The following is a 25611-nucleotide window of genomic DNA, read 5'->3' as shown; positions in this document are numbered from 1 at the left end:
GACTCAAAACAGAAGCGCCCGGCACAAGGTCGGGCGCTTCGATGTATCGGATGTGGGCGGTTATTTTCTTATTTGCCCCGCCCTTTCAGGTTCCGTCACTGGAGGCCACGTCCCCGGCAGACCCGTCCGGCGGTTCACCGGCAGAGTTCGCCGATCACGGGCGACAAATGTCGGATCTTCACTCGCCTGATACACCAGGCTGGCAGTGAGCGCAACATCGTACTCCAGATCGTCAAATACGAGTTTGTCGTAAGTGTCCCGGTTTGTGTGCCAGGTGTAGGAGAAGTAATCCCAGGCGTTTGAGCCGAGGCCGAAGGAGGGTACTCCTGCTGCCACAAAAGAGGCATGATCTGTTCCGCCGCCTCCGGGCATCCCCGGAAGGCTGAGCGTGATACCGCGTGTCAGGTTATCCGGCGTCCGGGCAAACCATCGTGCAAGGTGTTCGCTCGCGTTGATGAAGCCCGATGCTCCGATGCTGGTGATGCGTCCGGTTCCATTGTCCTGGTTAAAGACTGCCTGAATTTTTTCGAGCATGTCAGCGTGGTCTTTGACGAATGCCCGTGAGCCGTTCAAGCCCTGTTCTTCACTGCACCAATGTCCAACGAGGATGGTGCGCTTGGGGTTTGGATAATACTTCTTGAGCAGGCGCATTGTCTCCATCATGATGATTGTGCCCGTCCCGTTGTCTGTTGCGCCGGAGCCGGCTTCCCAGGAATCAAGATGTGCAGAGAGGACGACGTACTCCTCGGGTTTCTCGGTGCCGCGGATCATGCCGATCGTGTTGAACGCCGGTGCGACACCCGTGAACTTTGATTCGGTCTCGACGCGGATCACCGGGCCATCGCCGTACTCTGTCAATCTGAAAAGAAGGTTGTAGTCCTCGAGGCTGAGCGCGACCACCGGAATCTTCTCGTTGGTGGTTCCGAACACACGGTAGACTCCCCATCCATTCGACCACATCGAGGTCACGACCCCCGCTGCGCCTGCTTGCTCAAGAATCCACGCGAGCGTGTCGGGTCTGAATCCTGTTTTTCGGATCCGTTTTGACCAATCGTCGTTCATTTTTGTACGCTGAGACTTCAGGCTGTCAAACGACTCTTTTGTTCCGAATTCTTCCCACACCTTGTCAGGACGCCCGGTTGGTTGCGGTCCCGATACAAGCACAAATTTCCCTTTGACGCTTGGCAGCCATTTCAGAAATGCGGCTGAATCGGGACCGTCAGCGACAATGATCAATCCGGCAGTCACGCCCCCTTTTTTCGTTGCCGGGCTCCATGAGAGGACCGTCCCTTCGAGAGTGCGAACCCGCGGCTGCAGCAGATCGATATGCGTGGTGCCGCGATCCCATCCGCGCCACTTGCCATATTCTTCGTTCTTTGCATCGATTCCCCACGACTGGTATTTGGCAATAACCCAGTTGTTTGCCTTGATCATGCTCGGTGACCCGACGAGCCGCGGCCCGATGACGTCCAGAAGTTCATGGGCAAGCATGGGAAGGTGGGAAGAATCCATCGCTTCCTTGTGCAGGTTCTTGACGATCTGGTCGTCTGTCGGAAACGTTGGTCCCATATTCTGCATGCCGAATGGCTGTGCGAGTGCGGGAACGATGAACAGGATTCCCAAGAGGATTGGGAACACAATCCGTAGTGCATTTTTCATGAAACCTCCTCGATGGATGGTGAATGAGAGTTGCGATGCGGCAGATTCGTGCGTTCAGACTGGAAGTGTGTCAAGGTATTGTGAAAACGAAGATGCTTCAAGTTAAAAAAATAAGACGGATGAGCGGCCGGAAAGTCTCGCTTCTCCGCTCTCTTCCGCTCCGGGAGGTGCCGCGGCTCGAAATACAGCTTGAATGCGCGCACCGATGTTCTTACATTAACCTCCCATATAGTCAGTCAGAAGGAGATCGATCGCATGCGGGTGCCTCGTATATTCCCAGTTTTGGCTCTCATAACAGCGCTGGTGACAGGTTCGCAAAGTCTGCACGGACAGCTGGTTTCCATCGTCCCCCAAAATCCCAGGATTCATGACAGCGTCAAGATAAACTACAATGCAGGGGCACAGAACGCGGCGATTCGAAGGCCTGCCGCTCTGACGCTGAGGACGCTTGTTCTCCGCGACTTGGGTTCCCAGGCAGTGTTGGTAGAGACCCCAATGGAGAAATCCGGAAATATCTGGAAAGCCACTGTGAGCCTGAAGCAGGATGACGCACGGTACTTGGTTCACGAGTTTGTATCCGGCGATCTGAAGGATGACAACGGCGGAAAAGGTTGGGGAACGCTCGTTGTCGGTCCAGACGGCAAGTCTCTCAGGGCGGGGCGTTACTGGCGGGCTGCTCTTCTCGCGTTCGGCGGTTACATGGGATACAAATTCGAAAAGAACGTCGCCGCTGCAAAATCGGAACTTGTGACGGAGCGGAAGCTCTTCCCTGAAGATTACTCTGCGGTCAACCTTGCGTGGTACCTCGAAACGAATCCGGCACCGACGAAGGCCGGCACGGCGCTCGTTAAGAGAGAGCTCGTCAATGCGCTCAAGCAGTTTCGACGGAATGACGATGCGCTCCCGACGCTTCTCGTGTGGTTCGACCAGGTTGGGGAGAAAAAGAAGGCCGATTCTCTGCGAACAGTCTTTATCGCCGAGAATCCCAAAGGAAAAGTCGCAGCGTCAACCCGCCTTATGGGCCTCTCCGTCGAAAAAGATCCCGCAAAGAAGATCAAGCTTCTCGAGCAGCATCTCTCCGATTTTCCGCTGAAGAGCGAAGAGGCGACCGCTGACAGGCGACAACTCGTGATGCTCTATATACAGACAGGGGATTACGACAAGGCGTATGCGGTCCTGAAGTCGTCATCCACAAACGATCCCGCATTGTACAAGAATCTGGCTGTACCGATGATCGCAAAGGGGGCTGGCGAAGAGAAAGCCGCGTCGTGGTTATCGGAAGGTATTGACGCAGTCCGGAAACAGGAAGAGTCATCCAAGCCAGCTTCATTGCCCCTCGAGGACTGGAAGCGGGCTCGATCAGCTACATTGGCGGCCCTTCTGCAGACTCGCGGACAAGCGTACTCCAAACTCGGGAAACACGATGCAGCGGAGAAAGATTTCGCCGAAGCATACGTGCTGACGAGGGGAACGGATCTCTCCGTCAATTTCAATCTGATCGAAGCGCTTCTGGCAACAAACAAGTACCAGAAGGCAGAGGAGCTCGGCTTCGCGAGTGTCAGCAAGGGGAATTCGAATCTTAAGATCGTCGAGAAGTTCAAAGCTGCTTATTCGAAGGTTCACGGGTCGTTGAACGGTTACGACAAGGCGGTGCAAGAAGCCAGAATCGCTGAGCAGTCGCGGCTCATGAAAGATGCTCTCAGCACGCCAGCTCCGGAGTTTTCACTGAGATCCGTCGAGGGTGGACAACTGAAGCTGGAAGAACTGCGCGGGAAAGTGCTCGTCGTGACGTTCTGGGCGACGTGGTGCGGCACAAGCAGGGAGGCGCTTCCCCAGGTTCAGAAAGTGTTCGAGGCCTATCAGTACTACAGGACGGTCTCTTTCCTGACGATCAACACTGCGGAGAACGCGGCCGGTGCCGCCCGGGACACGCTGATAAAAAAATCCATGACGGGAATGAAATGCACGATCCCCACCGGGTTGGATGAAACTGCCGGCGTTGAGGAGAAGTTCGGCATCGAAGGAGTCCCCACCACCTACGTCATCGATAGAAACGGAACGATCCGTTTCAAGCACGTGGGATTCAAAGACGGTAACGAACTCGTGAAAGACCTGACGAAAGAGATTGAAGTCCTGCTGAAGCGCTGACAATGTTCGGGTCATGTGGTGATCGATCCATCGGGCCGCCATCAAATTCTTCTGATGATGAGATGTCCCGATGGTGAGATGATTCGATTTCTTGTCCATCTTTTGATTTCTACCTCACTTTCGCCCACCTGAGGCATCTATGCAGCTAACCCTTGTCGACTGGATCATCATTGGCGCATACTTCGCGTTCAACCTTGCGATCGGGCTCTACTACAGAAAGAAAGCCACCGGCAGCGTGGATGAGTATTTCATCTCGGGCAGAAATGTGTCGTGGTGGCTCGCCGGTACCTCCATGGTGGCAACAACGTTCGCGGCTGACACGCCGCTCGCAGTCACTGGCCTCGTTGCGCGCAATGGTATCGCAGGCAATTGGATTTGGTGGAGCATGGTCTTCAGTGGCATGCTTACGGTCTTCTTCTACGCGAAACTATGGAGAAGGGCGGGAATCTTGACGGACGTGGAGTTCGCTGAAATCAGATACTCCGGCAAGCCGGCGGCGTTTCTGCGTGGCTTCAGGGCGCTCTACCTCGGCTTGCCGATCAATCTCATCATTATGGGATGGGTCAATCTGGCGATGATCAAGATCCTGACCCTCGTTCTGGGGGTGGACAAGATTTATGCGATTGTCATCCTCATCGGGATCATGGTGCTGACCGCCTCGATTTCGACCCTCTCAGGTCTCTGGGGCGTGTTGGTGATGGACTTGTTTCAATTCGTCTTGAAGATGGGGATGGTCATTGCGTTGGCTGTGTTCGCGGTCGAGGCGGTTGGAGGGATGTCGGGACTGAAAGCAGGATTGACGCAAATCGATCAGGCGAGGAATGCCGGGACAGGGACGACGGGATCGGTCATGTCGTTCACGCCGGATTTGAACTCGCTTTGGATGCCAATGATAACGTTTCTCGTTTATATCGCGGTGAACTGGTGGGCCACATGGTATCCCGGAGCCGAACCCGGTGGCGGCGGATACATCGCACAGCGGATCTTCTCAGCAAAGAATGAAAAGCACTCCATCCTCGCTACCCTGTGGTTCAACATCGCTCATTATGCGATCCGTCCATGGCCCTGGATCCTGGTGGCTCTCGTCGCGATGGTGCAATTCCAGCATGATCCGGCCTTCGCAGCCGATCCGGAGTCAGGATACATCCGGATCATGATGCTCCATCTCCCGATTTCGCTCCGCGGCCTCATGATCGCTGCCTTTGCCGCCGCCTATATGTCGACCATCGGCACACAATTCAACTGGGGCGCGTCGTACCTCGTCAGTGACGTCTATAGACGCTTCATCAAGAAGAATGAAACGGAAAAACACTATGTGACGGTTTCCCAAATGACGACAGTGATTCTGATGATCTGTTCTGCGATCGTCTCGTTCTATATGGAATCGATTGCGCAGGCATGGCAGTTCCTGATGGCGCTCGGAGCGGGAACGGGGCTTGTTTACATTCTTCGGTGGTTCTGGTGGAGGATCAACGCTTGGAGTGAGGTCTCGGCGATGTTGTCTGCGTTCATTATCTCGCTGGTCCTCGAGTTCGGTTTCGGCATGACGAGCAGCAACGCTTACGACTTTGCCTACCTCGTGCTGATTACGACCGGAGTAACAACCGTGGTATGGTTGACAGTCACCTTTCTTACGAAACCGGAACCGGATGAAATTCTTGTGTCGTTCTACCGGAAGGTGAGGCCGTCAGCGAGGATGTGGGGACCAATCGCAGCCAAAGTGAAGGACGTGGTGCCGGAGCACGACGATCTTTTCAACCTTTCGAACTGGGCTTTCGGATGCCTGATGATATATATGACTCTCTTCGGTATCGGGAAAATGATATTCGGTGAGTTTCTGCTTGGCTCGGTGTTCCTCTGTATCGCGGCCGTATCCTTTGCGATGATCTACAGAAATCTTACCAAGCGCGGATGGGCATCGGTTGGAACGTAGCTTGAACATGTGATTAGCGCAAAGCTCACGAAAAGCGAGGGGGGGGGGGGAGGAGTTCACACCCAACCATCGCTCGTCAGGTGTTCCATTCCTGACTGCTGAGACCAAGCTCAACTATGAATCAATAAACTATTTTGACCGCAGGTGTAGCTGGGCTCTCCACGCCCGACCGGGAAACAGCCGTCACGCGATAATACCAATCTCCCTTCAGCGCCGCTCCATCAAACCCTTCTCCATTATCTTTGAAACCCGTTGTCCCCGCTGCGACGTATGTGACCAGGTTTGCCGGACCCGCCTTGAAGCCCGGCTTGTTGCTCCTGTAGATCCGGTACCAGAACGCATCCTTACCAATTGAATCCCAAGTCAGTTTCCGTTCCTTCAAGCCGATGTTTGCCGGGCAGAGGGGCCACTTCGAATCTGATGCAGCGCTGACCGCAATCGAAAGTGGAGCCGCCGGAGATGAGGGGGGATAGACCGCCGTATTCGTTCCATCGGAAGCCTCGATGTAATATTGGACTCCTTTCCCGGTGAGATCGGTGCCGGGAATTTCGGCAGCGAACACCGCCTTCGTCCTGCGGTCCATCGGAACAACGTTCCACTTCTTCTGTTCAGGAGCTCTGTAGTACAGCTTCGCAGAAATCTCATCATAGGAGCGCGTATCGAGTATGCGCGCCTTGATCCATGCCGGCTGACCCGAAACGCCTGTGCCAGGAGGGGAGACAAGGACAATTTGAGGCGCGGTGGAGTCAGCTTTGCCCGCTGCGCAGACGACAGGGACAGAGAGAGGACTCTCTTTGCCGTCCATTCCCCTCGCGGTAACACTGTACGAGAATACGCCATCCAACCTGTCGACAAAAAATCTCACGTGCCGCGCAAGCGACTTTTCGTTCACCGGTTCGCCGCTCCGATACACAGTGAATCCGGCGGCATTCGGGTCGTCACTCGCCCACCTCACGATGACACCGTCTTTCGTTCCGCGAACACTGACGCTTGTCGGTGCCTTCAGCGTCTGGCCTTTCCTCAGCGTATCTTCAAGGGCGGCATAGTTGCGCTGTATGTAGCGGTTTTGCATGCTCATGACATTGCCGAGAGACGAAATATCTGTCACTCTCGATGTGAAATTTCTCGCCCATGATTCTGTCGCGCCAGGGAGATCGGCCCAGGTGTAGGTGCCAAAGTTCTTGTTGAGCTCGATGTGATCTTTTGCGGCGGCAATTCTGCTCCGGAGTTGGCCCAACCGGGTTTTCTGGTTTGAGGAGCCGGATCCGGCGATCCATTCGTCGATGACCTTTAATTGTGCGATTGCCTTCGCGTAGTCGCGGAACGGATCCCGGTTCGAGAGGAAATTCATATGGAGTGTGTGCTTGCCGCTGGTGGGAAGGATTGCCCCTTGGGCTGTTGACCATTGCTGCAAGCCCCCGGTATTCCTAACTGTGCAGGACCCTATGACCGGTCCTGCCGCTGAATCAAGCCGCAGTTCGATGATCCCCCCCTCGGTTGCGGAAGCTACGCGAACCTCGAAGGTTGTCGCGTTCACACCGAAGTCCACGTCCGCAAACCTGGCCCATTCTCCGGCGTCAATCCAATCGACACATTCCCCTCCTTCCTCGCATCGGTTTTTTCCGATGCCATATCCTTCGGAATACGTGGCTGCACTCCGTTCCTGCACGGACTCTGGATGATCTTTGAAGAACCTGAACCGTGCGATCTGGAAGAGGCCGCGGGCATCAAGTCGGCCAAACGGGGGAGTCCCTTCACATTCCGCGTAATCGCTCGCGAATGGTTCGTTCTGATTGATGATCCCTGCAATATCCTTCGCTGCGCGCGGACCGTAGGCAAGCGCAGCATACTGTTCGTAGACAGTCTCGGCCGAGTTCAAATCCCCCTTGCCGTCCCACGGGGCGCGGGCGACATACCACATCTTCGGCTCGACTGCATCCGTCAGTCGCCACGTCAGGCAGTAGAAACCTTTCATGTTCGGAGCGCGTTCCTTGAACGCTGCAATCGTGTTCTTCAGGTGCAGATTGTACGGATAGTAGTACTCCGAGCTGTAGAAATCCCTTTCGAGCCATGGACACCCCCAGTACTCTCTGTCGCCGTAGATTGCTCCGGTTTCGCACCGGTCTGAGTAGTACGAAATCGGCGCGCAGATGACATCCGGCGGCAGCGTGGCGATGGATGCAGGGTTCAGTCCCCAGCCGGCAACGGCTACACGCGTGCGCGGCATGCGCAGCTTCACGCCATCGTAGAACCCGGTGAAGATCTTTTTCCAAATCTCATAGAACCGGGGGTCTTTCCCAACATTCTCCGATTGGAAGCAGAGCAGGTAGTCCAGATTCGGGTAATCGTTGACGAGTTGATCGACACGAGCCCGGACGACTTCCGGGTCATCCGCTTGTGCTTTGTACTCCTTGGGAATGAGATCGATATCCAGGCCGAGTCCTACTTTTACGCCCCGACTGTGTGCGTAGTCGATCACCTTTTGAAAGAGCGAGGCGCTCTTCCGGAAGACCTCTTCATTCGAGAGGTTCTCGTTGTGCAGAGCGCAGTCTGCACCGAAGTCGTAGTCGTCGAACAGATCGCTCGCTCCAAACCGATACTTGTTCACATCCCAGGGGCTCATCGCCCACGCATGGGCCTGCCGGGCGGTTGGCATCCAGACGCGCGAGGTGAATCCCTTGTAGACGAAGTTGTGATACATCTCGTTGTGCCCAAGTTCGCCGTTGTAGTTGTGGATATGGATGAAATTCAGCCGCATCTTGGCCATCTGGTCAAGGATGAACTTCCAATCCTCCCACGAATACGAAGTTGCAGACTGAGGGAAGTTCGTCCACGGCAGAAAGCCGCGAACATACATCGAAGGGGACTTCTTCTCATCAACATCGACAAGTGTCAGAGATGACTTCGAATCGGGCAGGATATCTCCTCCAAGGAAAAACCCGACACGATAGTAATCCGTCAGCAGGCCGTAAACGCCGTACAGGCATCCGACTTCATCACTTCCGGCGATGACCAGAGCCGGCTGTTTGTTGACGAGGGTCTTCTTCAGGACATACCCCTGTGGGCCGGGATCGCTTGGAGAAACCTCCACCTGATGAGTGGACGCGAGTCTGGCGACAATCGAATTCGTGCGGGTCTGACCAATGATGAATGTGGGACAATCCAGGCTTTTCGAATCTGTCCTTATCTCGGGGAGAGTGCCTGAGAGTTGGTAGAGATAACGCTGAAGTTCCTTCGACGCAAATCGCTCAAGCTCAGATGCCTTTGCTCCAATCACGATGCGAACCGCGTCGCTTTTCGTTGCTTTGGCAATCTGAGCCGAGACGAGGGTTGAATCGAAGCAGATCGAAACAAGCAAAGCGCTGATAAGGAGGGCTTTCATTTCCGTTATCCTTTTGAGGATGTCGAAGATTGAGGCAGGTTCCAGAATTTCTCGATCTCTTCGAGTGAATGCCCCTTTGTCTCCGGCACAGCTTTCCAGACGAGAAGGACAAGAGCCACACAGAATATCGCATAGATATAGAAAGGGAATCCGTGGTTGAACTGAGCGATGAGGGCCGGATTTTCGTCCATCATCGGAAATGTCTGGGAGACAATGAAGTTTGCTCCCCAGAGGAAGAACGTCGCAATCGATAACGCCCGGCCCCGAATTCGTGTCGGATAGATTTCTGATAGTATCACCCACGTTACGGGTCCGACTGAAAGCGCAAAACACGCGATGTAGGCCAGGATGCAGAGGAGGACCCAGAGCGAGACGACGGAGAATTGCGCCGCCAGTCCCATCGCAACCAGCGAGATTCCCATTCCGATGGAGCCAATGATCATCAACGGCTTGCGGCCCAGACGATCAACGGTCCATATTGCCACGATCGTGAAGGCGAGGTTTACGGCGCCGACCACAATCGTTTGAAGCAGGGCGGCGTCCGCTCCTGAGCCGAGTTTCTTGAAAATCTCCGGAGCGTAGTACATGAAGACGTTGATGCCGGTAACCTGCTGAAGAACCGCCAGCCCGATCCCGAGGATCATCACTTTACGCCAGCCTGTCCGGAACAGTTGCCCGATTGACTCGACTTCCTGGTCCAATGTCGCTTCAATCGACCGGGCCTCGGAGTCGGCATAGGTGCTCCCCCCTATTTGAGCAAGAATCCCGCGCGCCTTCTCTTTGAGTCCCTTTTCGATGAGCCACCTTGGACTTTCAGGTACGAGGAAGAGGAGTATAAGGAAGATCGCCGATGGAATGGCCCCTGATGCGAACATCCAGCGCCAGCCAGTCGAGATGTTCCATACTTCATCACCCCCCCGGGCGATAAAATAGTTCACAAAGTAGATGATGAGCATGCCCGTGACAATCGCGAATTGATTGACCGAGACCATCCGTCCGCGAATGTGGGCAGGCGTGATTTCCGCGATGTACATCGGTGAAGCCATCGACGCGACACCGACGCCTATTCCTCCGAGCATCCGGAAGAGGACAAACAACCAGAATTCATTTGGCACAGCTGTGCCGATGGCGGAAGCGAGAAACAGAACTCCTGATAGAACCAGAGTCTTCTTCCTGCCCATCCGGTCGCTGAAGATCCCGGCGAAGGATACGCCGATGACGCAGCCAAGGAGAGCGCTCGCAGCCGCCCATCCCTTCATCGCCGGGTCAAGCTGAAAGTGCGATTGAAGGAAACCGATCGCACCGGCAATGACGGCGGTGTCGTACCCGAAGAGGAGCCCGCCGAGCGCAGCGACTACGGTTACGAGGGCGATGAAGCGTGAGTTGAAATTCTCTTGAAGCTTGCGATCGTCTGTCATAAGGATCCCGTTGGTGGAATTGAAAGCAGGTTAGTGTACTTTGTGTATCAGCGCTACCCAACCTCCACCCGGAGCAAGGTTCAGGCTTATCACATCTGCGTTGGTGACGTTCTTTGATGTCTTCTTGTAGTCGGCAGCGTAGTGGTCTGCATTGATTCCGTCAGAGAACACTGTCATTTCGTATGTCCCGGCATCGAGGAAGGCAAGGCTGATCTGGAACTCTCGCGGTGTCCAGTTCGTCATTGATCCAACATACCAGTCAGACCCTTTCTTCCGTGCAACGGTGAGGTATTCTCCGATTTTCGCGTTCAACGCTTTCGTATCGTCCCACGTCGTCGGCACGGTGGACAGGAAGTCCAGAATCACCGGTTCGCGTTCGTACTGGGGCGGACTGTCGGAGAGCATTTGCAGCGGGCTTTCGTAGACCACATACATCGCAAGTTGATGACACCGTGTCCCCTGGGTCATCGGCTCGGTGAAGACAGCGCGGAAATTCTCTTTCGTCGCGTTTCTCATCGCACCCGGCGTGTAATCCATCGCCCCCGCGAACATGCGCGTGAAGGGGAGAGTCACGTCGTGACCGGGACTCAGATCCGTCGCCCATTTGTTATTCTCAAGCCCGCGAACACCTTCACGCGTCATTGCGTGAGGAAAGGTGCGGCTGAATCCTGTGGGTTTGTACGCACCGTGGAAATCAACCAGGAGGTGGCGCTTCGCGGCCTCGATGGCAGTCCGTTCGTAGAAGTTCACCATCTTCTGATCGTCTCGCTGCATGAAATCTACTTTGATTCCTTTGGCGCCCCATTTCTCAAACTGATCAAGGGATTCGGTCATGCGCTCGTCGAGTGCCTTCGACGTTACCCACAAGATGATCCCAACGTTCTTCTGCTTCGCGAAGGCAAAGAGCTTGTCCATGTCCATCGAAGGGTTGATTTTCGAGAGGTCACCGGGGTTTGACCATCCCTCGTCGAAGATAACATACTCCAGCTTATGCCGGGATACGAAATCGATGTAATACTTGTATGTTTCTGTATTGATCCCTGACTTGAAATCCACTCCGTAAATATTGTTCGCGTTCCACCAATCCCAAGCCACCTTCCCCGGTTTGATCCAGGAAGTCTCCTTCAGCCGAAGAGGGCTGCCAAGACGATAGATGATATCGTTCTCGATGATATCCCCGTCCTTCTCAGCGATGGCGAAAACTCTCCAGGGAAACTCCCGAACTCCTCTGGTCTCCGCGATGTAGTCTGCAGCCTTGGTCACTTTTATTGTCCGGTCCCGAACGAGCTGTTCTTCCAGTGGATACGGCGGAAATTTCGCGTTGAGTCCCGGGTGCGTCGCTCCATTCCCGCGCAAGTACAATCCCGCATAATCCATGAGATCTGCCTCGGATATCGCAATCTTCAATCCGTTTGGCTCCACAAGAACGGCCGGCAGAACACAGAATTGAGTATCGGCGATGTCTTTCACGGCGATCAGTTTGTAGTCGCGTTCAGAATGCGAAAGAAAGCTCTTTTCCTCGCCGAACCAGACTGAATCAGAAGGGGAGAGATCGAGACTCAGTTCTTCATTCTTCACCTTGAGGGTCCCCGGGATAGTGGTGAAGAATCGGTACGCCACTCCGTCATCATAAGCCCGAAGCTTTAGTCCGTAGTCGCCCTTGAAACTGATCGTCAACTCGTTGTACACGTCTGGAATGATCTTCCGCTTTTCGGCGACGACCGGTTGTATCGTAGTTTTGACCGATGTCGGTGTCGTTCCTTTGACCTCTGGATTCTGTCCCAGGATTTGTCTCTGCAGGATGTCCATTGAAATCCGCGATGGTGGGAGAATCACCTGTCCCCGGTGGAAGATTGAAATGGTTGTCCGATCGCCAACGTCCAGGCGGAGTTCGCTTCTTCCATTAGGAGATTTCACGCTGAGATTCTTGTCCTGGCCGGCGGAAACTCCGATCAGAAAGAGTTCGAGAAGGACGAGGAGTGAACATGCTCGTGTGATAACTGGATGCCTCATGAGATATCCTCCAAATGATTTCACAACTCTGAAAGAAATCCTGAACGTGCTTGTAGGTAACAATTATTCGACAATGATCTCATCCGCAAATATCCAGCAAAGTCCGCCGGCCCCTTTGTGCCAGTTGGGACACGTTTTCAGACTTGTCGCTTTCACTCTCACATAGCGTGCCTCCACGGGATCAATTTCGGCGGGGTAGGAAACGCTCCAGATCCCCTTCCTGTCCTGCGGGATAGCCCTCTGAATGTCTACCACTCGCCTGAAGTTCTGACCGTCATTCGATATCCAATACTCGACGCTGATAGGAAGGAATATCCACGCGTTAATATTCTGCAGAAAACTACTCCTCATTCTCGTGATGGTCTTCGGCGAGCCAAGATCTATCGTGGCTTCCATGTCGACTCCATGGAATCCGAGCCAGTTGAGGTGATAATCATCCAGTCCCTTCAGCCCGTCGGTAAGAGCGCTTTCATCCCCGTCGTGATACTTCTTGCTTGCCGAGTCCTTCAGTACGACAGGTTTCAGAAGGGCCAGGTGGTTCTTCATGCTGCTGGTCAGAAATTCACGGGTCCAGGTCTGATACATATCGGGAGTTGTACCGATTTCATTCAGCGCCACGATCCCGTACTCTTTGCAACGGCTCACAAATGCGTCAAGTAAGAACTCCATGCCGGGCTTCGGGCGCCAGAGACCATCCTCGCCCCTCTCGAAAAATCCTCGTTCACCGGTCCCGTAGATCTTTGCCTGTTCCAAGAGAGCAAACTGCGACGGGAGGCGGGCGATCTTGACTCGTTGCAGCATTGCAGTATCGCTCTTCACAGCTTCTTCTGCTTTGTCGAACAGAGCGACGTATTCATCCATACGGCCGGTGTCAAGGTATCCGTTCCTGGAGGGGAGAGGAAACCCATAGATCCCAAGTTCTTCGCCGGAGCGTTCCAAAGCGTTGTGCATCGTATCAATGTATGCCCGTACGAAAGGCGCGGCCTTTCCGTAGTACCCGCGCAGAAAGTCGCCCATCACCGAATCCACCTTGATGTCCGGATCCCAGAGGAGTTTTGCGATGAGATACGTGCGCAGCTCTTTGAACTCGTTCGGAAGTGTTCCGGATCCCTGTTCGAACATCGCCGTGATGCCGCGCTTGGCGAAGTACTGAATGTTCGGCTGGAGGACGCGGAAATTCGGAAAGGGACTCATCAGGTTGCGAAACTGCACGACGTAGTCCCAGAGATAAATGTTCTTCGTCAACGAAGTCCACTCTTCGACATCCCTTCTGAACGAAGCGCTGCCAGTGTCTGTTTCGAGCGGCCGACTCCGGTTGCACTCGATGCTGCAAAGCATAATGTTGACGTTATCCGCGGGCTTGATGTGTTTCGGTGCCGACCGGGTGTACTGATAGGCAAGCGTCGAAATGGTCTTCTCCGGAAATTCCGCCGCGATCCTGTTCACGAAGGAAAGGAGACTTCCGGACTTCGAACCCTCGAGGCTGTCGATGGTGTGGCACGAATCGCACTCGCACGGATTGAACGTGTCATTCTGGGAAATCGACCAATATTGCGCCCCTGGATTGCCTGCCATATATTCCCGCAGTCTGTCTTTCACGATTCTTTCGACATCGGGGTTGGTCAGACAGAGCTGTCCGTCCGGAATTCTTCCGGCGCGGGTTTTCGTAAAATACTCGGGGTGCTCTTTGAAGTACTTCTCGGGCGGGACGAGGCGGGCAAATGTGTGAACGTACAGGCCGAACATCTCGTCATGGTTATCCAATTTATGCCATGCCATGTATGCCGGATCGTACCAGAATGCGTCGCGGAATAGGAACTTCGGGACCTGCGTGATGTCTATTGCCGGGAGTGAGATTGTTGCGCGCTTCGGAATTACCTCGACTGTTGGACTGAACTTCCGGCAACCGAGGAAAGTCTCCAAGAGTGTATACACGCCATACAACGAGCCCCTCTTCCTGCCGCCGGCGATAAGGATCCGGTTCCCCATTGATCTGATGGTAAATCCGTCATCCTCGAGTTTTGCCCAATCGGGCGCAAAGGGGAAGTCTGCGCTATGGCCCGCACTTCCGATCCAGATACATGCTGATCCCTTCGGTTCTTTACCCTCTTTGATTCTCAGTTGTGCTCCGGAAATCGCTTTGATGTACTTCTGCAATTCCTCGGCAGCTTTGCGGTCCGTCGCTGAAGCATCCCGTGTAATCACGATGCATGAAACGGCTTTGCCGGCGCGGGTGATTGTGACAGGGCGTGCCGATTTCGAGGAAGCGAACCCGGCCACGAGGCCGAGAAGAGCCAGAAGGTGTGCTAAGAAACGAACGACGGGATAGTTCATGCGCGGATGGCCTTTGGTATTTCTGCAGTATTCTGTACCTTGCGGCTCACCATAATGACGAGTGTGAAGGCGGGGCTGGTGAGTCCCAGTGATGCTCGTACGGATTCAGTCGGCGCAACCCAAACGTACAAAGTAAACGAGTCAGGTGAAAGTGTAAATCGAAAATCCTTTCCAGAGATATCCTTGGAGAATCCGGGATGAAAATCGCATTCTATTGTTTGATCGGTCTCACATGCATGACTCTGCCGCTGCTGGCCCAGGAGCGAGAAGAGAATTACGTCCGGGAGAAAGACCCTCTCGTTCTGGCGAAGCTGGAGCAATGGCAGGACTACAAGCTCGGCTTGTTGATGACGTGGGGCACCTACAGTCAATGGGGGATTGTGGAATCATGGTCTCTGTGCGGAGAGGACGAGGGGTGGTGTGAGCGTCGAGGTCCTTATGCGAACGACTACGCCGCCTACAAGAAGGCATATGAAAATCTCAGAACCACTTTCAACCCCTTGAAATTCGATCCGCAACGGTGGGCGGAAGCCGCGAGCGAGGCGGGGATGCGCTATGTCATCTTCACCACGAAGCACCACGATGGGTTCTGTATGTTCGAAACGAAGACGACGGACTACAAGATCACCTCGCCCGAGGGTGCATTCCATACAAACCCGAAGGCAAATGTTGCAAAGGAGATATTCGACGCCTTTCGGAGCAAAGGGCTCGCGGCGGGCGTCTATTACTCCAAACCGGATTGGCACTCGCCCGAATACTGGTGGCCGTATTTTCCAACTCCTGATCGGCATGTCAATTATGACCCTGCCAAATATCCCGACCGATGGAAGCGATTCAAGGACTACACATACACCCAACTTGAAGAGTTGATGACAGGCTATGGGCCGATCGATATCCTCTGGTTTGACGGCGCGTGGGTCCGACCACTCAACAACATGCCGAAGGAATTCGAATCGTGGGGAAAGAAGAACAACTGGGACCAGGATATCGACATGGGTCGCATCACGAAGATGGCTCATCAGCACCAGCCGGGAGTGCTGGTTGTCGATCGATGGGTCAATGGTCAGTATGAAAACTATCTGACGCCTGAGAACAAGGTGCCGGAAAAGGCACTGAGCGTTCCATGGGAATCGTGCATCACCATGGCGACGAGCTGGTCATACGTGAAGACCGATAGGTATAAATCCGTGCGGGAGCTTGTTCAGCTGCTCGTCGACGTCGTTGCGAAAGGGGGGAACCTCCTGCTGAACATAGGGCCTTCGCCGGAAGGAGAGTGGTCTCCGGATGCATACGATCGGCTCAAAGGGATGGCAGCATGGATGAAGGTGAACAGCGAAGCGATCTATGGCACGAGGGCAATTGCGCCTTTCAAGGAAGGGAAGGTGTGCCTAACAAAAAAGAGAGACGGAGGTGCAGCCTACGCGATCTATCTCCCCGATTCGAAAGAAGATCGTCCACCACGAACGATTGCTCTCAAAGGTTTCCAGCCTGCCCCTGGAGCGGAAGTAACGATGCTCGGTGTGCTAGGGGCCCTACGGTGGAAACTAGAAGGAAAAGGCGTCGTGATTGAGATCCCCGACCGTGTGCAGCAGACGCCACCGTGCGATCACGCGTGGGTTATCAAGGTGTCGAAGGCCATGTAGCGGCTTCCTGCATCGGAGGCTCCATGGAGCCGGTCCACTCCTTGCGCTTTTGGACAATCTAAAATACCTTAGCCTCATCATTCGCACCGTTCAACCGCTCTCACATTCTGGAGTTATCATGCCTCTCAAGAAGCTCCTGCTTTCCTGGTTTGTAGCGTCAGCGCTTGTTACCCCGGCTCTTTCCCAGTCACTTCTCCCGGTCGAGACAGACCAGCACAAAACCGAGCGGATGCAATGGTGGACCGAGGCCCGGTTTGGGATGTTCATCCACTGGGGGCTCTATTCGCTTCCCGCCCGCCACGAGTGGGTCAAGAACAACGAACACATCACCGATGAAGACTATCAGAAGTACTTCGACGTCTTCAATCCCGACCTCTACAATCCCAGGGAGTGGGCTCAGATGGCCAAGGCTGCCGGGATGAAGTACTTTGTCATCACGGCGAAACACCATGAAGGGTTCTGTCTGTGGGATTCGAGGTACACCGATTACAAGGCGACAAAAACGCCCTATGGCAAGGATCTTCTGAAACAAGTGGTGCAGGCATTCCGCGAAGAAGGACTCAAGGTGGGCTTCTATTACTCGCTTCTCGATTGGCATCATCCCGATTACACGGTCGATCGCAATCACCCGATGTATTCGAATGAAGAATACAAGAAGAAGGCCTCCGGAAGGGACATGCAGAAGTACAGGGAGTACCTCTTCAATCAGGTCCGTGAGATCCTGACAAATTTTGGCACAATCGACTGCCTTTTTCTCGACTACTCCTTCCCGAAAGGAAAGGATGGCAGAGGGCGCATCGACTGGGATTCGGAACAACTGCTAAAGATGGTACGTGAACTTCAGCCGAACATCATCGTCAACGATCGGTTGGATCTGGACGATGTTCCCGGCGGATGGGATTTCAAGACCCCGGAGCAGTTCATTCCACGCGAATGGATCACCGTGAATGGAAAGAAAGTTCCGTGGGAGACTTGTCAGACGTTTTCTGATTCCTGGGGATACTACCGCGATGAAGAAGGGTGGAAGAGCCCGCAGCAATTGGTCGCTCTGCTTGTTGAAACAGTAAGCAAAGGAGGAAATCTTCTGCTGAATGTAGGGCCGACTTCCCGCGGCACATTTGATGAACGGGCGAAGAGCCGACTGCGTGAGATCGGGAGCTGGATGAAGCTCCACAACCGTTCGATTTATGGCTGCACGCAAGCACCTCCGGAATTCAAGGCGCCGGACAACTGTCTCCTGACCTACAATCCGCGGACAAAACGCGTTTACATTCACGTCTTGAGCTGGCCGCTCGGTAATCTCTTTCTGAACGGCTTCGGCGGAAAGATACAGTATGCGCAGCTCCTCCATGACGGTTCAGAGGTCCAGTTCGGCAAGGCGGACCGGCCGTTCCAGAACAAGCTGGACAATATTTCGTCCGAGACGGTCATTTTGAAACTCCCCGTCAAGAAACCCGATCCGGTTGTGCCCGTGATCGAAGTCTTTCTGAAGTAGTCTGACGAGAAGGCGAAATAGTAACCGCAATCTTTAGATTGCGACGAAGCGTGTAGCTCACAGGCGTAACCGCAATCTTCAGCTTGCGACGAAGCCTGAAGACCCCAGGCGTAGCGCAATCTTCAGATTGCGGCGGAGCCGGAAGCCCTCAGGCGTAATAGCGATCTTCAGATTCGACGAATCGTGAAGTCGACAAAGAGAGGATACCCATGACCAGTAAACAACGCGTCCAGGCTGCTCTCAATCACCGACAACCAGACGCCATACCTGTCGATTTCGGTGGCACGGCGGTTACAGGCGTTCACGTGAACATCATCGCAGGTCTGCGAGACCATTATGGGCTTGAAAAGAAACTGGTGAAGGCGCACGAGCCGTATCAAATGCTCGGTTTGATCGAGGAAGATCTCAAGCAGGTTCTGGGTATCGATGTGGAAGGAGTCTACACTCCCGAAACGATGTTCGGCTATCGCAATGAGAACTGGCGATCGTGGAAAATGGACATCGGTCTCGAAGTTCTGGTGCCAGAGGGCTTCAAGATCACAACCGATCCAAATGGCGACACGCTGGTATATCCCAAGAGCGATCTTTCAGTTCCGCCTTCCGGGAGAATGCCGCACAACGGGTATTTCTTCGACAGTATCATCAGGCAGGATCCGATCGACGAGGAAAAGCTCAATCCGGAAAACAACGTCGAGGAGTTTACTCCGATTTCGGAACGCGACCTCGAATATTTCGGTGTGGCAGCAAGAGAAGCGGCGAAGTCGGGCCGGGGCGTCATAGCGACATTTGGCGGACTCGCATTCGGAGATATTGCTCTTGTACCCGCTCCGTTTTTGAAGCACCCGAAGGGAGTCCGCGATATAGAGGAGTGGTACATTACGACGCTCACGAGACCGGCGTACGTCCATGCCATTTTCGAACACCAGTGCGAGGTAGCTATACAGAACCTGACAACGATACATCAGCGGGTGGGTGACCTCGTCGATGCCACGTTCGTCTGTGGAACAGATTTTGGCACTCAGTGGTCTACGTTCTGTTCAGTTGAAACGTATCATTCCCTCTACCATCCGTATTACAGACGTATCAATGACTGGATACATGCGAATACCACGTGGAAGACGTTCAAGCATACCTGTGGCTCCGTCATCTCGTTGATTCCGTCGCTCATCGAATCGGGTTTCGACATTCTCAATCCTGTGCAATGTTCTGCGGCTGGAATGGATCCTGAGGATCTGAAGAAGCAGTTCGGTGCTGACCTGGTGTTTTGGGGAGGAGGAGTGGATACTCAGAAAACCCTGATGTTCGGTACACCAGAGGAGGTTCGATCGGAAGTCCTGAAGCGTTGCGAGATCTTCGGGAAGAACGGTGGGTTCATCTTCAATGCCGTTCACAATATTCAGGGCAATGTGCCGGTGAAAAATGTTGTCGCGATGTTTGAAAGTCTGAAGGAGGTAAATGGGCGGAAGTGAGTTGAAATGAGCTTTCAGCTGGTGTGATTCATCGCTTTTGATGCATGAAGGGGCTGTCTCCTTGTCAGTCGGATCGCCGATCCGACCAACTTTGGACAGCCCCTTCTGTTTTGAGCAATACTGCAGCGTTTACTTGTTCCCGTACACGGGCTGGCACCAATGCCGGTACTTCGGTACTTTTCCGCGCACGACATTGAAGTAAAGATCCCTGAGTTTCAGTGTCACAGGTCCCATCGTCCCTGAGCCGAGCTTTCGGTGATCAATGCGCGTGATTGCCACGATTTGAGCTCCCGTCGCAACCATGAAAACTTCGTCCGAAAGATACACCTCTGTCCGATCAATCGGCCGCTCGACGACTTCCATGCCCAGTTCGTCACGCAGGAGTGCCATCATGGTATTGCGCGTAATTCCCTCAAGGATATTGTCCGTCACGGGGGGAGTGACGATCTTTCCTTTGCGATAGATAAAAATGTTCTCCGCAGAACCTTCGGAAATATGCCCATCCTGATTCAGCAGAATCGCCTCATCGAAGCCGGCCAGGTTTGCGTCAGACTTCGCCAGGGCCGAATTCACATAACCTCCCGTGATCTTGCCACGCGCGGGGATGACGTTGTCGTCGATCCTTCTCCATGAGGAGAACATGACATGGGCTCCCTCTTCCTTCTCGATGTATCGTCCGAAGGGGAGTACCGAGATGGAAAGGATGGGGGTGACATTGTGGAGTCGGACGCCAATAATCTCATCGCCATAGAACGCGAGCGGACGCACATACACGTCTTCGCGGAGATCCTCTTTTCTGATCAGATCCATGAGGATCGCGGTGATCTCCTCACGCGTGAACGAGAGCTCCATCCGCAGCAATCGTGTGGATTCCAGAAAGCGTTGGAAATGATCAAGGGGTCTGAAAACGAACAGATCTTTTTCGATATCGTTCCAATATCCCCGTATTCCGCCGAAGACTCCTGTCCCATAGTTCAAACCGTGTGTCAGCACTCCGACTTTTGCCTCGGAGTACGGAACGATCTTGTCTTTGAAGAAGGCATAGTTTGGTAGTGACATAGCGCTTTCCTCTAAAGTTCTTCAGATTGAAGGCCGGGACCGCCGGATCGCGGCACCAACGGCCGAAATGATCGACAATCTATGTCAAATCTCGCTCATGAACAAGAACCATGCGGCAAAAACAGACGGAACAAGCAATCGTGCGCCCAAATATGGATGCGGATTCCCTCTTTCTGATCAAGATTGATTCTCGATATCTTTCGTCGTACTTTATCCCACCGTCTCCCCGTTTGAAATTGTGATTGGTTTTCCCTACTGGCAAGTTTCCAGGATGATATGAAGGGTCTGGTGTTCAACATACAGCGGTTTTCCGTCAATGACGGGCCTGGGATTCGGACAACCGTCTTCCTGAAGGGATGCCCGCTCCATTGCAGCTGGTGTCACAATCCGGAGTCGATCGCGCCCGACCAGCAGCTCTTCCTCCGGAATGACCGATGTATCCGGTGCGGCGAGTGCCTTGTGCTGTGCAAGAATGACGCAATCAGAAGGGTGGATGGGGGGTTCTCGACGACCCGCGATCTCTGCGTCGAATGCGGTGAATGCATAGAAGCCTGCAATGCCGAAGCGAGGGAAATTGTCGGCAAGGAAATGTCTGAATTCGATGTAATGAAGGAGGTCGAAAAAGACGTAATTTTTTACGAACAATCAGGTGGAGGGGCCTCTTTTTCCGGTGGAGAACCCATGCTCCAGCACGAATTTCTCCACTCTCTCCTGGGCGCCTGCAAATTGAAGGGTATCCACACAGTTGTGGACACGACGGGATTCACTTCTCCCGAGATCCTCCAACGTCTCAGTCCGCTCGTGGATCTCTTCTTGTATGATCTCAAGACGCTCGACGACCAGAAGCACCGCGAGTATGTTGGAGTACCCAACAGACTGATCTTAAGTAACCTGAAGCGTCTCGCAGAATGGGGGAAAGATGTAATTGTGAGGATCCCGATCATTCCAGGCGTAAACGACGACCCGGTCAGCATACGGGAGTCGGGGGTCTTCATTGCTTCGCTGGGGAATGTTTCCGAGGTCAATCTCCTTCCATACCACGCGAGCGGGGTGGAAAAGTACAAGAGGCTGGGAACGGACGATGAGATGCTGCAGACGGTCCCCCCGTCCGCCGATGACCTGAGTCTGATCGTGAAAGAACTCCATCGCTACGTTCCCACAGTTTCTATCGGAGGCTAATCGATGACCGATCGTGTGAGAAAACTCCGCGAGCAAAGCATGAGCGCTATCCCGCACGTCTCGCCGGAACGCGCGCTGCTGATGACCGAGTTTTATCAGGAAGGGGCCTTTCTCTCTCCTCCGATGCGGAGAGCTCTCGCGTTCAGACGCATCATGGAGAAGAAAGAGATTTGCATCAATGAGGGAGAACTCATCGTCGGTGAGCGCGGTCCCGCACCGAAGGCGACATATTCCTTTCCGGAGCTTTGCTGCCACACAGTTCAGGATTTGGAAATCCTCAACAATCGCGAAAAGGTATGGTTCCGGGTGAGCGACGAAACCAAACTGCTGTACCAGGAGAAGATCATCCCCTACTGGTCCGGAAAGACAATCCGCGAAAAGATCTTCGACGAAATGACGGGTGAGTGGCGCGCCGCGTACGAAACCGGCATCTTCACAGAGTTCATGGAGCAGCGGGCACCGGGGCACACGGTGCTGGACGACAAGATCTATCGGAAAGGAATGCTGGACTTCAAACAGGAGATCGGCGAGGCTCTCGCTTCTCTCGATTTCATCGACGATCCCGAGGCGTACAGCAAACGGGAAGAGCTCAAAGCGATGGACGTCAGCATCGACGCGGTGTTGACGCTCGCCCGCCGATATGCTGACGAAGTACACGAACTTGCCGAGAAAGAGCCTGATCCCGTTCGCAAGTCCGAACTGAGCGCCGTGGAACAGGTCTGCCGCCGCGTTCCCGCCAACGCTCCCACAAACTTCTGGGAAGCACTGCAGTACTATTGGTTTGTTCACCTCGGCGTCATAACGGAATTGAACCCCTGGGATGCATTCAATCCGGGCCGTATCGATCAGCACCTCTATCCGTTCTACCGGAAGGGGCTCGACGAAGGAACGCTTGACCCGGAGAAGGCGAAGGAACTGCTGGAATGTTTCTGGGTGAAGTTCAACAATCAGCCGGCGCCTCCGAAGGTGGGCGTCACGGCAGCGGAAAGCTCGACATACACCGATTTCGCCAACATCAACACAGGCGGGATGAAGGCTGATGGTAGTGATGGCGTCAACGAGTTGACGCATCTTATCCTCGACGTTATAGACGAGATGCAGCTCGTCCAGCCGAGCTCGAACATACAACTCAGCAAGAAGAACCCGGAAGAGTTTTTGAAACATGCCTGCCGGATCCTCCGCCACGGTCGCGGTCAACCCTCGATCTTCAATGCCGATACAATTGTGGATGAACTCTTGCGGCAAGGTAAAACTCTTGAGGACGCGAGATGCGGCGGCGCAAGCGGATGCGTCGAAACCGGGGCTTTCGGTAAAGAAAGCTATATCCTGACGGGTTATTTCAACCTCCCCAAGGTGCTTGAGATTACGCTGTTCAACGGCGTTGATCCGAGAACCGGCAAGAAGATCGGAATCGAGTCCGGAGATCCCGGGCAATTCACCTCCTTCGATCAGCTGCAGGATGCATTCAAACGCCAGTTGAAGCACTTCATCGACATCAAACTGAAGGGCAACAATATTATCGAACGGCTGTATGCGAACTACATGCCTGTGCCGCTCCTATCGGTACTCATCGATGATTGTGTGAAGAAGGGGAAGGACTACAATTGTGGCGGGGCGCGGTACAACACCAACTACATCCAGGGAGTCGGAGTTGGGACGATTACCGACAGCTTCGTGGCGATTCTCCATCACGTGTTCGAGAAGAAATCGATGACGATGAGAGACCTTCTGAAGTCACTCAGCACGAATTTCGACGGACTCGAACCAACGCGCTTGCTCTTGGTCAATAAGACGCCGAAATATGGCAATGACGAGGACTACGCAGACACAGTGATGCGTTGGGTGTTCGATACTTTCTATGATGTGGTCAACGGCCGGAAGAATACAAAAGGAGGCGTCTACAGGATCAACCTCCTGCCGACAACCTGCCACGTCTATTTTGGCTCCGTCACAGGTGCGACGCCGGATGGGCGAAAAGCCTCGACGCCGCTCTCGGAAGGTATTTCTCCTGTTCAGGGAGCCGATCGTCACGGACCGACAGCTGTTCTGAAATCCGCAGCGAAGATGGACCATGTCCGGACCGGTGGAACGCTTCTGAACCAGAAATTCTCACCACAGCTTCTGGAAACCGAGAAGGGTATCGAGAATCTCGCTCACCTTGTGCGGTCGTACTTTACGATGGGAGGACACCACATCCAGTTCAACGTCGTGAACGCACAGACACTCCGGGATGCGCAGGCGAATCCGGAGCAACACCGTGATCTGATTGTGCGGGTGGCCGGATACAGCGACTATTTCTGCGATCTTGGCAGATCGCTGCAGGATGAGATCATTGCGAGAACGGAGCATCATGGCTTTTGAGTGTGCGCACCGCCGGGTGCGATAAGAAAAGGAGCAGTGGCATGGAAGACGCGGGTGGAGGAGGATCTGTCACAGGACTCGTGCTAATGATCGAGGATGAGGAGCACATACGCATCGTGTTTCGCGATGCGATGTTCGACGAGGGGGTCATGGTAGTCGGTCTTGCGACGGGCGAAGAGGGAATAGAATTCTACCGCAGCCACTCCAAAGAAATCGACCTCGTGGTGCTGGATCTGTCACTGCCCGGCATAAGCGGAGAAGCGACGTTCAACCAGTTGAAGGCGCTCGATCCTCACGTGAAGGTTGTCATTTCCTCGGGATTTCCCATCGAGGATGTGACAAGGACGTTTGACGGGACTGGTGTTATCGGCTATCTGCAAAAACCGTACAACTACGTCACGCTCGTCGAGTCTGTCGCAAAGTTTCTGGCAATACGAAAAGACTGATTCGACGTTCCCGGCATTTCTTTCCCCGGAACATCCCGATCTAGGCGATGGGCAGACTCATCAGGTCGTTGATGACGCCGTAGGCGGTATCGTAGAGCGTCGGATCTGTCTCTGCAATCACAAACGGGGCAAGGAGATCGGTCTCGATCATCAGGATTGAGCCGCTCTCCCTTATCGGTGCAAAAGGATGTCCCCGCTCAATCTCTTCAAGTCGAACCCTCGCCTGCACACGATCCCCCTCCCTCCGGGCGCTGCAAATCAATTTGAGATTCTTGCCTGATTTCACCGCGTTCTGGGCGTCGGCGACTGTGACGTGCATGATGCCCTGTCGATCAACATCGAGGGGTGTGATGGATGCCTCCATCAGCGCATTCGCGAGCACGGAGATCTTCGCTGCCGCATCCCAGCCTTCAAGGTCGTTCCTCGGGTCTGCTTCCGCGAAGCCTTCCATTTGAGCAACCTTGACCGCTTCTTCGATTGATTCCCCCTTTTCCATGCGCGACAGAACAAAATTCGTTGTCGAGTTCAGGACCCCGGATACTCCTACAATAGTACAGCCCTTCAAGCCATGCTTCGCCAGGTTGAAGACAGGCGTTCCGTCCATGACCGTCGATTCATACAGGAAGCTCACACCATTCTTTGCGGCGAGCGAGTGAAGCTCGTGCCATGCGAATGCCGCAGGTCCTTTGTTTGCTGTGACGACGTGTTTTCTGCGCTTGAGCGCTTCCCGGACGTGAGAGAGTGCAGGCTCACCGCGTTCCGCTATTGACAGCGTCGAGAGCTCCACGAGGACATCATACTCAAGTTGCTGGGCCGCCTCAAGGCCCTTGATGCTCGTGAGTTCGAAATTCGTCCACGAGAACCTTGCCTGGTCTCTGATTTCCTGGAGCGCTTTCACGATGTCGATTCCATTGTTGTTGACGAGCGAGCCGCGAGATTTCGTCACCACGCCGATGATGGAGAGGTCAAGGCTCTTGAGCTGAGGATGTTTTTCCCTCTCGACGCAGAGTATCTGCGCAATTGTTTGTCCGACGTTCCCGAACCCGATAAAGAGCGCTTTCATAGCATGATT

15 protein-coding genes are annotated in these 25611 nt (G+C 54.0%); 8 read left to right on the top strand and 7 right to left on the bottom strand.

What is annotated here, in order from left to right:
- Positions 1–60 precede the first annotated feature (60 nt).
- Entirely contained in the window at positions 61–1659 is a 1599-nt protein-coding gene (locus NTU47_10770; protein MCX6134283.1) for a M20/M25/M40 family metallo-hydrolase, read from the bottom strand.
- Positions 1660–1914: 255 nt separating this feature from the next.
- Between NTU47_10770 and NTU47_10765 the strand changes: the two genes are divergently transcribed.
- Both NTU47_10765 and NTU47_10760 read left to right on the top strand, forming a co-directional pair.
- Positions 1915–3807: a redoxin domain-containing protein gene (locus tag NTU47_10765; protein ID MCX6134282.1), complete on the top strand. Its 1893-nt coding sequence runs from the start codon at positions 1915–1917 to the stop codon at positions 3805–3807.
- 139 nt (positions 3808–3946) lie between these two features.
- Positions 3947–5740, top strand: a complete 1794-nt coding sequence (locus tag NTU47_10760; protein ID MCX6134281.1) for a Na+:solute symporter — start codon at positions 3947–3949, stop codon at positions 5738–5740.
- Between the two features lie 121 nt (positions 5741–5861).
- Here NTU47_10760 and NTU47_10755 read toward each other — a convergent pair whose 3' ends face one another.
- The 4 genes from NTU47_10755 to NTU47_10740 all read right to left on the bottom strand — a co-directional run bounded on the left by NTU47_10755 (position 5862) and on the right by NTU47_10740 (position 14887).
- Positions 5862–9122, bottom strand: coding sequence for a carbohydrate-binding protein (locus NTU47_10755; protein ID MCX6134280.1), 3261 nt, complete (start codon positions 9120–9122; stop codon positions 5862–5864).
- A gap of 5 nt (positions 9123–9127) precedes the next feature.
- Positions 9128–10540 carry a sugar porter family MFS transporter gene (locus NTU47_10750; GenBank protein ID MCX6134279.1) on the bottom strand — a complete coding sequence of 471 codons (1413 nt, stop codon included), beginning with the start codon at positions 10538–10540 and terminating at the stop codon, positions 9128–9130.
- Positions 10541–10570: 30 nt separating this feature from the next.
- On the bottom strand, positions 10571–12553 hold the full coding sequence (locus NTU47_10745; GenBank protein MCX6134278.1) for a glycoside hydrolase family 97 protein: 1983 nt from the start codon (positions 12551–12553) through the stop codon (positions 10571–10573).
- Between the two features lie 63 nt (positions 12554–12616).
- The gene (locus NTU47_10740) at positions 12617–14887 is read right to left on the bottom strand and encodes a DUF4838 domain-containing protein (protein ID MCX6134277.1); all 2271 of its coding nucleotides are present in this window, start codon (positions 14885–14887) and stop codon (positions 12617–12619) included.
- 197 nt (positions 14888–15084) lie between these two features.
- Here NTU47_10740 and NTU47_10735 point away from each other — a divergent pair, with 197 nt between their 5' ends.
- From NTU47_10735 to NTU47_10725, 3 genes are all read left to right on the top strand, one after another.
- Positions 15085–16530 carry an alpha-L-fucosidase gene (locus NTU47_10735; protein ID MCX6134276.1) on the top strand — a complete coding sequence of 482 codons (1446 nt, stop codon included), beginning with the start codon at positions 15085–15087 and terminating at the stop codon, positions 16528–16530.
- 118 nt (positions 16531–16648) lie between these two features.
- Positions 16649–18025 carry an alpha-L-fucosidase gene (locus NTU47_10730; GenBank protein MCX6134275.1) on the top strand — a complete coding sequence of 459 codons (1377 nt, stop codon included), beginning with the start codon at positions 16649–16651 and terminating at the stop codon, positions 18023–18025.
- Positions 18026–18234: 209 nt separating this feature from the next.
- Complete coding sequence (locus NTU47_10725) at positions 18235–19494, top strand: hypothetical protein (protein ID MCX6134274.1); 1260 nt, start codon at positions 18235–18237, stop codon at positions 19492–19494.
- Between the two features lie 129 nt (positions 19495–19623).
- Here NTU47_10725 and NTU47_10720 read toward each other — a convergent pair whose 3' ends face one another.
- Complete coding sequence (locus NTU47_10720; GenBank protein ID MCX6134273.1) at positions 19624–20553, bottom strand: branched-chain amino acid transaminase; 930 nt, start codon at positions 20551–20553, stop codon at positions 19624–19626.
- A gap of 276 nt (positions 20554–20829) precedes the next feature.
- Between NTU47_10720 and NTU47_10715 the strand changes: the two genes are divergently transcribed.
- From NTU47_10715 to NTU47_10705, 3 genes are read left to right on the top strand one after another with little or no spacing between them, the layout of a single operon-like run.
- On the top strand, positions 20830–21732 hold the full coding sequence (locus NTU47_10715) for a glycyl-radical enzyme activating protein (protein ID MCX6134272.1): 903 nt from the start codon (positions 20830–20832) through the stop codon (positions 21730–21732).
- 3 nt (positions 21733–21735) lie between these two features.
- Positions 21736–24093 carry a glycyl radical protein gene (locus NTU47_10710; GenBank protein ID MCX6134271.1) on the top strand — a complete coding sequence of 786 codons (2358 nt, stop codon included), beginning with the start codon at positions 21736–21738 and terminating at the stop codon, positions 24091–24093.
- A gap of 41 nt (positions 24094–24134) precedes the next feature.
- A complete protein-coding gene (locus NTU47_10705) occupies positions 24135–24539 on the top strand; it encodes a response regulator (GenBank protein MCX6134270.1) in 405 nt (134 codons plus the stop codon).
- A 40-nt stretch (positions 24540–24579) separates the two neighbouring features.
- Here NTU47_10705 and NTU47_10700 read toward each other — a convergent pair whose 3' ends face one another.
- Positions 24580–25602: a hypothetical protein gene (locus NTU47_10700; GenBank protein ID MCX6134269.1), complete on the bottom strand. Its 1023-nt coding sequence runs from the start codon at positions 25600–25602 to the stop codon at positions 24580–24582.
- Positions 25603–25611: the final 9 nt, after the last annotated feature.

This window comes from Ignavibacteriales bacterium (genome assembly GCA_026390595.1).
Lineage (GTDB): Bacteria > Bacteroidota > Ignavibacteria > UBA10030 > UBA10030 > UBA9647.
This window is presented reverse-complemented; position numbering and strand designations above follow the sequence as displayed.